Origin of the sequence: Trichocoleus sp. DQ-U1 (assembly GCF_039961925.1) — a bacterium.
In the GTDB taxonomy this organism is placed as follows: domain Bacteria; phylum Cyanobacteriota; class Cyanobacteriia; order Cyanobacteriales; family FACHB-T130; genus FACHB-T130.
This window is the reverse complement of record NZ_JAMPKB010000006.1, coordinates 75,955-88,394: the sequence shown is the minus strand read 5'-3', so window position 1 is coordinate 88,394 and position 12,440 is coordinate 75,955. Positions and strand designations below refer to the sequence as shown.

The 12,440-nt window shown below is 48.0% G+C and carries 9 protein-coding genes; 7 read left to right on the top strand and 2 right to left on the bottom strand.

Annotation, left to right across the window (positions count from 1 at the left end):
* The first annotated feature begins 82 nt into the window (after positions 1-82).
* The 4 genes from NDI34_RS04285 (at position 83) to NDI34_RS04270 (ending at position 3,336) form a co-directional block, all read left to right on the top strand.
* Positions 83-604, top strand: a complete 522-nt coding sequence (locus NDI34_RS04285; RefSeq protein ID WP_190526835.1) for a hypothetical protein — start codon at positions 83-85, stop codon at positions 602-604.
* A 149-nt stretch (positions 605-753) separates the two neighbouring features.
* Positions 754-1,383 (top strand): class I SAM-dependent methyltransferase, encoded by a 630-nt coding sequence (locus NDI34_RS04280; protein ID WP_190532765.1) that lies wholly within the window; start codon positions 754-756, stop codon positions 1,381-1,383.
* Positions 1,384-1,564: 181 nt separating this feature from the next.
* Positions 1,565-2,953, top strand: a complete 1,389-nt coding sequence (locus NDI34_RS04275; protein ID WP_348231960.1) for a DegT/DnrJ/EryC1/StrS family aminotransferase — start codon at positions 1,565-1,567, stop codon at positions 2,951-2,953.
* Positions 2,954-3,147: 194 nt separating this feature from the next.
* The gene (locus NDI34_RS04270; RefSeq protein ID WP_190411487.1) at positions 3,148-3,336 is read left to right on the top strand and encodes a hypothetical protein; all 189 of its coding nucleotides are present in this window, start codon (positions 3,148-3,150) and stop codon (positions 3,334-3,336) included.
* A gap of 320 nt (positions 3,337-3,656) precedes the next feature.
* Here NDI34_RS04270 and NDI34_RS04265 read toward each other — a convergent pair whose 3' ends face one another.
* Positions 3,657-5,057, bottom strand: a complete 1,401-nt coding sequence (locus NDI34_RS04265) for an AtzE family amidohydrolase (protein WP_348231959.1) — start codon at positions 5,055-5,057, stop codon at positions 3,657-3,659.
* Positions 5,054-5,239, bottom strand: coding sequence for a DUF4089 domain-containing protein (locus NDI34_RS04260; RefSeq protein ID WP_190411431.1), 186 nt, complete (start codon positions 5,237-5,239; stop codon positions 5,054-5,056). Before NDI34_RS04260 ends, NDI34_RS04265 begins: the two co-directional genes overlap by 4 nt.
* Positions 5,240-5,659: 420 nt before the next feature.
* On the opposite strand from NDI34_RS04260, the gene NDI34_RS04255 reads away from it, so the two are divergent.
* The 3 genes from NDI34_RS04255 to NDI34_RS04245 all read left to right on the top strand — a co-directional run bounded on the left by NDI34_RS04255 (position 5,660) and on the right by NDI34_RS04245 (position 12,419).
* On the top strand, positions 5,660-9,022 hold the full coding sequence (locus tag NDI34_RS04255; RefSeq protein ID WP_348231958.1) for a PAS domain S-box protein: 3,363 nt from the start codon (positions 5,660-5,662) through the stop codon (positions 9,020-9,022).
* Positions 9,023-9,092: 70 nt separating this feature from the next.
* Entirely contained in the window at positions 9,093-9,554 is a 462-nt protein-coding gene (locus NDI34_RS04250) for a response regulator (protein ID WP_190436369.1), read from the top strand.
* Positions 9,555-9,764: 210 nt separating this feature from the next.
* Complete coding sequence (locus NDI34_RS04245; protein WP_348231957.1) at positions 9,765-12,419, top strand: response regulator; 2,655 nt, start codon at positions 9,765-9,767, stop codon at positions 12,417-12,419.
* Positions 12,420-12,440: the final 21 nt, after the last annotated feature.

Sequence of the window (12,440 nt, the reverse complement as noted above, 5' to 3'; positions counted from 1 at the left end):
TGAAGAACCAAAAAGCAGGCAGTTGAAGGGTGCTAAGTGCAGATGCCGACAACTCGTCTTCAGTTCAAAGGAAGGTTAACACATGGCATTCGGTCTTCGTAAATTTAATTACAAATATGTTTCAACGCTGGCGCTACTCGGTGCAGGCGCATTTCTATTGTTGAACTCCCAAGCATGGGCGACAGCACTCACTAACAACGCTTCCGGTATTCATGTTTCTAAGACTAACGTAGGCAATACTACCCTCCAAATAGCCGCCCAACCCCAAACCGGCGTCAATCGGCGCGTACAGTTTGCACGGGGGAGAAGCTCTACTACGATTAAGGGAGCGGTGCCCCTAGGCAAAAAAGACATCTATACTTTCAGGGCACGGAAAGGTCAAACAATTATTACAGAAATAACCTGGGAAGGCGATCGCGTAGGTGCCGATAACAACGACGAAGGACTGTCTGGCTTCACCTTCGTTTGGCCTAACGGAGAAGTGATGGAACACCCACAAAATATTTATTTCCAGGCAACGTCAACAGGCGATTATCGGGTTGTGGTTGCACAGCCTTATAAGCTGACCAATTCCAGATACACATTTAAGTTGACGATTGAATAAGGAATCGGGCTTAAATAACGTATAAAGTTCGTGTTCCCTAGGGATATGGTATTGCCATGCCCCTAGGGTATTTTTATAGCCGCCCAGCACAGCCACTCAGCACTCGGTCAGCAGCTAGTAGATAATAAGAAATTTCTATGGAGTTACAAATGCAAAGCTGTCCCTGTTGCTGGAATAAGCGCTTATTTGCCTGGTTGCTATCCAAAGGCAACGCTGGATATGAAAAACTGGTAAGCGATCGCAAGCGCGATCTATTTTCTGACTTGCACGGCGATGTGTTGGAAATTGGCCCCGGAACGGGTGCTAACTTCCCTTATTATCCCAAAGACATTCGCTGGATTGGCATCGAGCCGAACCCGTATATGCATCCTTATCTGCGAAAAGAAGCCGAACGAAATGGCTTAAACAATCCCGATATCCGCAGTATTAGCGCCCAACGACTGGAAGCTGAAGATAACAGTATCGATGCAGTCGTTAGTACCCTTGTCTTGTGTTCGGTGCCGGATTTAACGGCAACTTTCCATGAAATCTTGCGAGTTCTCAAACCCGGCGGGCGCTTCTTGTTTCTCGAACACGTCGCCGCACCCCAAGACACTTTCTTGCGACGGGTACAGGAGGGAGTGCGTCCAGTGTGGAAATTTCTTGCCGATGGTTGCAACCCAGATCGAGAAACTTGGGTAGCATTGGAAAACGCTGGTTTTGACCGCCTCAATTACGAAAAGTTTGAGATCGATTTCCCCATTGTTAGCCCTCAAATCGCCGGTGTCGCGACCAAGTAGCAGGATTGTTTGGGAAAGTAATTGAAGTGCTTGGAGTGCGCTCTTTGTGTAGCCCCAAGTCCGCCTTAAACTCAAGTTCAAGGCTCATCGCTCAAGTCCATTGAAATAAACTAAAATTCTTAGGCAGTCTTCTCTTAGAAGACTTGATTCTGTTAGCCAGGAATTAAGCTCCGGGCGGGTAATGCGACTGGTGAAAGATGTGACAACCAACTTATCGTTAGCGTCGAGCTTAAAGTCGCCTGTAACAAGGTTGAAAGTTTATCCTAGATTGCGTCTGCATATTAGCTTTGCCGACCTTATAGCAAGTCTTTTTTCCTTTCTTTACTTCCCAAACAGAGAGCAAATCATCCGAGACATTCAATTTGATTGGCTGGGAAAGCGAGAACTTTTAGTAACACAATACGATCGCGTCAAAATTCTTTCTAAGCCTGGGTGTAAGAGTGGATGGGACGAGCAAATTGATGAATGTAGCAAGGTTCTAGTTACACTTTCAGTTAGAACAGCTCTCGATCTGCTGCTACAGTCATTAAACCTTCCTGCTGGGTCGGAAGTGTTGATGAGTGGTGTCAATATTCGGGATATGGTTGATGTGGTGAAACGGCATGGGTTAGTGCCGATACCCGTTGATATTTCCTTAGATACGCTTGCACCCGATCTCAATTTACTGGAATCTCTGATTTCGGAAAAAAGTAAAGTTTTGATTGTGGCACATTTATTCGGCTCGATTATCAATCTGGAGCCTTATGGCGAACTGTGCAAGAAACACCAGATTTTCTTAGTAGAGGATTGTGCCCAAGCTTTTGCCGGTGACAAATATCACGGTTATCAGGACGCAGATGTAAGTTTATTTAGTTTTGGCCCGATCAAGTCCTGTACGGCGCTTGGAGGAGCGATCGCTATCATTCAGGAGCGATCGCTTGCTCAACAAATGAGAGAGATCGAGCAACAATATCCCTCCAAGAGCGAGCCTTGGTTTTTTAAACGTATTCTTAAGTATTTTTGCTTAAAGCTTTTTTCGATTCCTTGGATATATTACCCTCTACTGGTTTTTCTTAAATATTTGGGAAAGAATCTCGACTCCGCGATCAACTCAATGACACGGGGGTTTTCTCAAGGAGATATTCTGGCAAAAATTAGGTATCGTCCTCCGACTCGGATGCTGGTTCTTTTGAGGCGGAGATTAAGAACCTGCGATACCCAATGGTTTGAAAGACGGTCAAAAAATGCCCGCAAATTTCTGTCTCTTCTCAAACCCGAAATTCCTTGCCCCGGAAGCCAAACTGAGTACAACTCGTTTTGGGTTGTTCCCATACTGGTTTCAAATCCCCCATCGGTGATGGCAAAACTTAGAGAGTCTGGTTTTGACGCTACTCAAGGAAATACCAGTTTGACCTTTATAGATATAGATATAGATAACGCTTCGTCAGGTGACAAACCAGCGACTGAAGCAGCGGAGAATGCACAACGGCTGATCCAGCATGTGCTTTACCTGCCCGTGTCTGAATCTTTACCGGAAAATGACCTAGTGTGTCTTGCACAATTAATCAATTCCATGAAGTGTGCCCCATGACAGCAAAAATGTAAGGGCGACTAGGCGGACTGAATACGCACATATCCCCAAGCTTGAGGCGGTAAGACTAAATTCGCATGCATCAGGATGCTCCTCCCAAAGCATGATTTTTATTATGAAATTGAAATTCTGTCAAGATAATGAAATAAAGATGTTATATTAGTTTACATAGGTTCACACGAGGTTACACATTCATGCGATACACCAATAAAGAAGGGAATACCCTAACCCTCGATGAGTGTATGACTGCCGACAGCTTCTTTATGGAGGCTGATGTGTATGTCGGCGAACCACTAGAGATGCATTTCGACGAAAAACAAGAGCTAAAAGCAGGCAAGAAACCGAAGAAAGCAGTAGCAGCCAATCCAAGCGATCGCACATAAACCGCTCCCTACGAAGGTGTAATGGCTTTACTGTTGCAGAAACTTCAAAAATTAAAGAATTCTGGAAGTGTTACAGAGTGGTTGTTAGAGCGATTGACACCCATAGCAAGATCGGGGGTTTGAAAAAGCTCAACACGGCTAAAACACTTTCCTAAACCGGATATCTCTTCTCTAGACATTAACCTCGGCATACACAACCGAGGTTTTTTCTTGGGATACCCTTTAACTTTTGGGCAACGATAGATCAGAAACCCCCGTACCCCGACGTTATCAGGGATGGGATTTCTAAAAACTGAATCTCGATAAGGAGATGTATCGGGTTAAGCGCGATCGCCATTTGCAATTGGCGCTGAAATGATACCCTGTGCCTCCAGTACCGCCGCCACCCGGAGAATCAGCGTCTCGTTGTAAGGTGCGGCGATGATTTGCACTCCTAAAGGCATGGCATCGGGGCGATGAATGGGGACAGAGAGAACCGGCAAACCAATAAAAGATAGGGGTTGCGTGAAGAGTCCTAAGTGGGGACGGACTAGCACCTCTTCTCCAGCGATCGCCATTTTTTCTTGTCCAATCGGAGGGGCAATGCAGGGAGTGGTTGGGGCGAGAATGATATCAACCTCGCTGAAGATTTCCCGAACGCGCTCGCGGTACCATTGCCGAAATCTTTGCGCCTGAATGTACCAGCTTGCTGGAATGAGGGCACCCGCTAGAAAGCGATCGCGGGTTGCCGGATCGAAATCTTGAGGACGCGATCGCAAGGAAGCTAAATGCAGATTCGACCCTTCACTCGCCGTAATCACATACGCCGCCGCCCTTGCCCGATGGGGTTCCGGGATGGTGACAGTTTCTTGCACGCCTAACGCCCGCGCGACATTAGCAACCGCTTCCAACGCTTCTGGTTCTGCACCTTGGGCAAAATAAACATCCGCCACGGCAATTCGCAACCCCTCAATGCTCCGTTTGAGGTACGGCAAGCACGGTTCTGGGGGGCGAGTTGTACAAACCGGATCTCTGGCATCTGCCCCTTGCAAGACATCAAAAACGGCAGCTAGGTCGCGCACGGAACGGGCAAACGGCCCAATATGATCGAAGCTACTGGAAAACAATCCCGCGCCTGCTCTTGACAAACGCCCATAAGTAGGCTTAAAGCCGAAAACTCCGCAAAATGCCGCAGGAACGCGGATCGAGCCGTTCGTATCCGAACCCAGCGTCAGCGGCACTAATCCAGATGCCACAGCAGCCGCAGAACCTCCAGAAGAACCTCCGGTAACGCGAGTCAGATCGTGGGGGTTTGCTGATGTACCGTAGTGGCTGTTTTCAGTGACAAAGCCGTAAGCGTACTCATCCATGTTCAACGCCCCGACTAGGACGGCACCTGCTTGTTTGAGTTTGACGACGGCGGTGGCGTCTTGGATCGCTGGAGGATTTTCGGCGTTAATTTTTGCGCCTGCGAGGGTGGTTAAACCGGCGATATCGAAGAGATTTTTAACGGCGAAAGGCACCCCTGCTAAAACACCCGGATCGTCGCCTTGAGCGATCGCGCGATCGATGGTTTCGGCGTCTGCAATTGCCGTCTCAGCCGTAACAGCCGTAAAACAGTTCAGCGTCTGATTCTGGTCGGCAATTCTCGCCAAGGTAGCAGCAACGACGGCTTTTGCTGAAACTTCAGAATTCCGCACGGCATAGGCAATTTGAGTAGCGTCAGGATAGGCTTGGCTCATGGTTGAAACACGGGTGCGGCTTCGATTTCATCGGGCAGAGGAAACTCGTTGACGAGTTGCGCGATCGCGGCAATTTTACTCAGATTCTCCACCACACCTGGATGGTGTTCTGGAGCCAGTGGCAAATCAATTAATTTTGCCATCAAATTGACATATTCTTCAGCGATGTCGTCAGTAGTCATTGCGGAAAAGGGAATGGGGAATAGTGCGTATTACTTGGGCAGATCCCAGATTAGTTCGATGAAAGCAGACTAACTTTCGCGGAGGGTTTGCATAAGTTTGTTCAGATGCGAACTCTATGCGCCAAGTATTTTTTTGTTTTCATGTCGTTTTTATCAACTGAGTTTAATTTAAATTTTATGAATAAGTTTCCAGAGCGATCGCGTTGAATGAACGAGATTGGCGTGAATTTAGACACTAAAACCCAAAGATACCGGGAAAAAGTGGCGAGTTGCGATTTTGAGCGCGATCGCTGCTAATCATTGGGAATCCTAACAACTCAATAAATAATCCATAAGGTGAATACCAAAAAATTGTCATCTATCTTAGGGTAAAAAAAGCCTTGATGAAGGTGCGCTTTGGATTTCAATTTTGAAAGGTTCATGCTGAAAGTAACACGCTCCCAACTGCTGAGCTATGGCGTGGCTGTCTTGAGCGTGGTAGTAGCACTGCTACTGACACTCCTGTTACAGCCGCTGATGGGACCGCTCATTTTCCCCTTCTTTTATGCAGCAGTGTCGATTAGTGCCTGGTATGGTGGCATGGTTCCGGGGCTGCTAGCTGCAATTTTATCGGCTTTAGTTACCAATTTCCTCTTCTTAGGGCCGCTCTATTCTGTAAACGTCACCAGCACGAGCCTTGTAGTGCGACTGGGTGTATTTATTCTGGTGACGTTCTTGATCAGCTCGCTGAACTCAGAACTACACACTGCAAAACAGCGGCTAGAGACGAGTCTGCTGAAGCTACAAGCAAGTGAGAAGCGCTATCGTCGCCTCATCGATACTGCCAACGAAGGCATCTGGACAATCGATACCCAAGGACGGACAGACTACGTCAACCAGCGAATGGCGCAAATGCTGGGATACAGGGTGGAAGAAATCCTGGAACGATCCATTTTCGACTTTGTGGATGAAGCGTCGCGCCAGGAAGCACTGCAAAAAATACTACAACCCAACCCAGACGTCACCGCTCAATATGACTTGCAGTTCCGCCGCAAAGACGGCTCGGATCTCTGGGCAATTGTATGTACCAGTCCAATTTTCAGCGACATGGGGGAATTCCTCGGCACGCTTGCCATGATTACCGATGTCAGCGATCGCAAGCAAGCAGAGTTGGTGCTACAGGAGTCCACCCGTCGCGTTACGAACGTCCTAGAGAGCATCACTGATGCGTTTGTCGCTTTGGATCGCCAGTGGCGGATCACCTATGTAAACCATGAAACAGCGAGGCTCAACGGGCAAAAACTGGAGGAAATCGTTGGAAAAACTCACTGGGAGCAATGGCCTTGGTCAGTAGGGACGAAAGTTGAGCGAGAATATCGACGGGCAATTACCGAGCAGGTGGCTGTCCATTTCGAGGTGTTCTACGAGCCGTTAAGCATCTGGTTAGAGATCCATGCTTATCCTTCCGAAGACGGGCTGAGCATTTATTACCGGGACATCACCGAGCGCAAGCAAGCGCAGGAGACGCTGGAAAAAAAAGAAAATGAACTCCGCCTGATTACAAATGCCTTGCCAGTCCTGATTGCCTATATCAATTCAGAACAGCGCTATTGCTTTCACAACAAAGCCTATGAAGAATGGTTCGGGGATTATGGCACGCAAGTGAATGGAAAGCACGTTCGGGAGGTTCTGGGCGAAGCCGCTTATGAAGCGACTCGTCCGTATATTGAGACAGTCTTGTCAGGAAAACAAGTTACTTACGAAACCAAACTCCCCTATAAAGATGGTGATACCCGCTACATCAGTGCCACTTACATTCCCCAGTTTGACAGTCTTGGGCAAGTTGAAGGATTTGTCGGCTTAGTCAGCGATATTAGCGATCGCAAAGCGGCTGAGGAAGCGCTGCGTCGCTCGGAAGAACGCTTCCGTAGACTGTTCGACTCTAATCTAAGCGGCATTGCCTTCTGGAATTTGGATGGTTTCATCACCGAAGCCAATGATGCTTACCTCCGCTTGGTTGGCTACACCCGCGAAGAATTTACCGAATTGGGAAAAATCAGTTGGAAAAACCTAACGCCCCCAGAGTACCAACACGTAGATGAGCGAGCGATCGCAGAGGTTCTAGCAACGGGAGTTTCCAATATTTACGAGAAAGAGTACGTCCAACGGGACGGCAAGCGAGTGCCGATCGTTCTGGGGATTGCCTTGCTCAACGACTCCCAACAAGAGGGTGTAGCTTTCGTACTGGATATTAGCGATCGCAAACAAGTAGAGGCAGAACGCGCTGTGCTTTTATCCTTAGAGCAAATCGCCCGTGCGGAAGCAGAAGCCGCTAGAGAGCAAGTCTCCAATATTCTCGAAAGCATCACCGACGGCTTTCTCGCCTTCGACCGCGAGTGGCGTTTCACCTACGTCAACCGCGAGGGAGCCAGAACTTTGGGTCGTTCCCCGGAAGAACTTCTGGGCAAGAACTTCTGGGAAGAGTTGCCAGAAGTTGTCAACACCCGCTTCGATCAGATGTACCGGCGGGTAATTGCCGAGCAAGTGCCTCTGGAACTGGAAGACTATTACCCACCATTCGACGCTTGGTTTGTCGTCCGCGCTTACCCTACGGAAACCGGAGGACTATCGCTATACTTCCGCAATATTAGCGATCGCAAGCACGCTGAAGCCGCATTAATCGAAAGTGAGGAACGCTTTCGCCTAATGGCAGATACGGCTCCCGTCTTGATTTGGATGTCTGGTTTAGACAAGCTCTATTACTACTTCAATAAACCTTGGCTAAACTTTACTGGCAGGACTTTGGAACAAGAGATGGGCAACGGTTGGATAGAAGGAGTCCATCCCGACGATCTCCAGTTTTTAGATACTTATGTAAATGCCTTTGATGCTCGTCAAGATTTCAAAATGGAATATCGTCTCAGACGCTTTGATGGGGAGTACCGATGGCTTCTAGAGATTGGGATTCCCCGATTTACACCGGATGGCAGTTTTCTGGGTTATATCGGCTCGTGTATCGACATTAGCGATCGCAAAGAAGCTGAAGCATCGATTCGACAACTCAATGAAAAGTTAGAAAAACGGGTCCAAGAACGGACTGCTCAACTAGAAGCTGCTAATAAAGAACTTGAATCTTTCTCCTACTCGGTTTCCCATGACTTGCGGGCACCACTTCGCCATATTAGCGGTTTCGTGGACTTGCTCCTAAAACGGCTAGGGTCAACAACCCTCGATGAAACCAGTCTGCGTTATCTCAAAACGATTGCCCAGACCACTAAACAAGCCGGAGTTCTCGTCGATGAACTGCTCGCCTTTTCCCGCATGGGGCGCACTGAGATGCGCTATGCATCGATTAATATGGATCGGCTGGTTCGAGAAGTCCAACGCGATCTAGAGCCGGAAATCAATAACCGGGCGGTAACTTGGCAACTTGAAAACTTACCTGAAGTCCAAGGCGACCCTTCCATGTTCCGGCTGGTACTCCAGAATCTGATGGCGAATGCTATTAAGTACACGCAGACACGCACCCATGCCGAAATAGAAATTGGCAGCACTGACAATGAGTCTGAGGTTGTCTTTTTTATTCGTGATAATGGCGTAGGATTCGATATGCAGTACGTACACAAACTTTTTGGCGTATTTCAGCGCCTGCACAGCCAACAAGAGTTCGAGGGGACTGGCATTGGATTGGCGAACGTCCAGCGAATTATCCATCGTCATGGCGGTCGAACCTGGGCAGAGGGTGCGGTAGAGGGTGGAGCAACTTTCTACTTCTCATTGCCAAAATTGGCAGGAAAAACATGAAAATTAAAAATGCAAAATTAAAAATTAAGAAGAATAAATTTTTTAATTTTTAATTGATACAGGGGGATGAATGAAAGAATTGAAACGAATTTTGCTAGTTGAAGATAGTCCCAACGATGTTGAGTTAACACTCGCAGCGCTAGAGGAAAACCATCTAGCGAATGAAGTGGTGGTCGTGCGCGACGGGGAAGAAGCGCTAGATTATCTCTATCGACGGGGGATTTTTAAGCTGCGGATTGAAGGGAATCCGGTCGTGGTACTGCTAGATCTAAAATTACCCAAAGTGGATGGGCTGGAAGTGCTAGCACAGTTGAAGTCTGACCCTACGATGAAAGTAATCCCAATCGTCATGCTGACTTCTTCACGGGAAGAGCAAGATCTGATTAGGAGTTACGATTTAGGGGTGAATGCTTATGTTGTGAAGCCAGTTGATTTTCATGAATTTGTGAACGCAATCAAGGAAATCGGGCTTTTTTGGGCAGTCGTCAATCAGCCACCACCTGGTTCTTTACCCATTGCCTGTACTGTCTAAGCAGGTAGAAGAAATTAAGCATTCATGATGGAGTTTATTCATGAAAACAAGGGATTATAAACGAAAAATTTTTAAATTATGAGTTTTAAATTTGAAATCAAAAAAAATCTAATCACTCAAAATCAAAACTTTCATTTTCAGTTTTCAGCTTTAAGCAGTAATGTTGATTTCCACGGTTGCGCTGAATAATCAAAAAAAGGTTTGAGTCCTGTGAAAGTACTGCGTATCCTCCTACTCGAAGACAGTCTGCTAGATACAGAACTCATCTATGCGAATTTAAGCAATGGTGGGATTGACTGCGAGTTGGTGCAAGTAGAGACGCGCACTGACTTTGTTACAGCACTAGAAACAGGCTCTTTTGACTTGATTCTCTCAGATTACTCACTGCCGTCGTTTGATGGCATCTCAGCGCTGAAAATTGCTCGCTCCCTTTGCCGCGATGTGCCATTTATTTTTGTCTCGGCGACGATTGGCGAGGAATTGGCGATTGACACTCTGAAAAACGGTGCGACAGACTACGTGGTGAAGCAACGGCTAGAGCGACTGGTGCCATCAGTCATGCGAGCTTTGCGAGAAAGCCAGGAACGCAGCGATCGCAAAGCTGCGGAACAAGACCTACACAAAAGCCATGAGCGGCTCAAGCTTCTATCGGAAACGGCAAGCAAGTTACTGTTGAACGATCGACCGCAAGAACTGATCGAAAACCTATTTCAAGAACTTTCTTCTCATTTAGGACTTGAAGTTTATTTCAACTACTTGGTCGATCGGGAAAAACAACTTCTGCATTTAAACTGTTGTGGTGGAGTTTCCGAGCAAGTTTCCCAAGAAAGAGAGTGGTTGGATTTGGGTGAAACTGTGTGTGGACGTGTCGCTTTAGAGCGTCACCACTTCGTCGCAGAGAACGTTCAGCAATCCACAGACCCGAAAATAGAAATGGCGCGATCGCTGGGAATGACAGCTTATACTTGTCACCCGTTACTCGCCCACGGTCAGCTCATGGGAACCCTTTCTTTTGGCACCCGCAACCGCATCCGTTTCGAGACGGATGAAATTGAATTGATGAAGGTTGTTTGCGATCAGGTAGCGATCGCTTTAGAACGCGCTCAAATGTTGACCCGTCAACGGCAATATACCAGCCGTTTGCAACGCCTCGCAGAGGCATCCGTTTCCATCAACTCAACCCTATCTCTCGACGAAATGCTATCGCTGATTACCGCACAGTCCCGCGAAATTATCGGGACACATCAGTCAGTCACTAGCATCACGGTAGGCGAGAACTGGGAACAGGCGATTAACTCAGTTTCTCTGTCAGATAAGTACGCGCAGTGGCGAGATTACAGTGAAACAACCGATGGTTCTGGCATCTATGCACTGGTCTGTAGCATGAAGCGCCCGATGCGGATGACGCAAGCCGAACTAGAAGCACATCCAGCTTGGCGAGGTTTTGGGAAGGCGGCTGACCAGCACCCACCGATGCGGGGTTGGCTGGCTGTACCGCTGATTGGTCGGAATGGAAAAAATATCGGTTTAATTCAGCTTTCCGACAAATACGACGGGGAATTCACCGAAGAGGATGAAGCCATCCTGGTACAAATGGCTCAGATGGCATCGGCGGCGATTGACAATGCACAGCTTTACCAAGAATCTCAGCAAGCGAATCGCATGAAAGATGAGTTCTTGGCGATACTTTCTCACGAGTTGCGATCGCCGCTCAACCCAATCCTCGGTTGGACGCAACTACTCCGCACCCGCAAGTTTGACCAAGCTACCACCACTCGTGCGATTGAAACTATCGAGCGCAATGCTAAGTTACAGACACAGCTCATTGATGATTTGCTGGATGTCTCGCGGATCATCCGCGGAAAAGTCGGTCTAAATATCTCCCCAATCAACCTAGTCTCTACCCTTGAGGCAGCTATCGACACGGTGCGTCTGGCGGCTGACGCGAAATCGATTCAGCTTCAGTCTTTCCTCGATCCATCTGTAGGGCTGGTTTCGGGGGATTCCAGCCGCATACAACAAGTTGTTTGGAATTTGCTCTCAAACGCGATTAAGTTTACGCCGGAAGGCGGTCGTGTTGAGATAAGACTGTCAATGGTCAGCGGTCAAAAGTCATTCGCCAACGAACGCGAACTCATGACAAATGAAGGACTCAGGACTAATCGCAACTATGCCCAAATTCAAGTCCTTGACACCGGAAAGGGTATCCGTGCTGACTTTTTGCCCCATGTCTTTGATTACTTCCGACAAGCGGATGGCTCAACGACTCGGAAGCACGGTGGACTGGGACTCGGTTTGGCAATCGTGCATCATTTAGTAGAACTGCACGGTGGGACTGTCTACGCAGAAAGTCCGGGCGAAGGACAGGGAGCAACTTTCACAGTAATATTGCCACTTATCAAGAGTGAGGCGAAAAAACTAACAATGGAAGAAGATGTTTTATTGGGTTCTGAATCCTCCGTCGGCAGCGCTTTACTCGATGGCGTGCGAGTACTGGTTGTGGACGATGATACTGACACGCGGGAATTTCTGACCTTCATGCTGGAACAATATGGCGCTGAAGCGATCGCAGCGGCATCGGCACAAGAAGCATTTGAGCGAATCCCTCAAGTCAGACCGGATGTTCTGGTGAGTGACATTGGGATGCCCGACGAGGATGGCTATTCTTTGCTTGGGAAAGTGCGGAAACTGGATGCCAGCCAAGGAGGAGAGACTCCGGCGATCGCGCTGACTGCCTATGCGAGGGAAGAAGACCGCACGCAGGCTCTCTCGGCAGGCTTTCAGATGCATTTGGCGAAGCCAGTTGAGCCAGATGAATTGGCGAATGTGGTTGCAAAGCTGGCGGCAAGCACTTCAAACCGATAACTGCTAATTCTAATAGATGAA